This window comes from Staphylococcus simiae (assembly GCF_002902085.1).
GTDB lineage: Bacteria > Bacillota > Bacilli > Staphylococcales > Staphylococcaceae > Staphylococcus > Staphylococcus simiae.
On the sequence record NZ_PPQR01000093.1, the window covers coordinates 1 to 285 of the forward strand.

General features: G+C 37.5%; 1 pseudogene. It reads left to right on the plus strand.

The features are described from left to right. Positions 1-285, plus strand: a pseudogene (locus CD113_RS12745) (ISL3 family transposase); the annotation flags it as partial.

A 285-nucleotide genomic window follows, 5' to 3' on the forward strand; every position in this document is an offset into this window, starting at 1 on the left:
CGCTATTTGTGTAGAGCTTGTCGTAGCTATTTCACGGCGAAAACACCAGAAATAAATCCATATTGTCATATTTCAAATAATACACGTCTAGCAGTTATTGAAAAAGCTGTGGATGTGAGATCAGAAGTATCTATTGCACGCTCATGTTCAGTTTCAACGGCAACAGTATCACGTTTTATTGATCAAGCAGCAGATTATTTAAAACAATCACCGTATGCTTCACTACCCAAACATCTAATGATGGATGAGTTTAAAAGTGTCAAGAACGTTTCGGGTCATATGAGC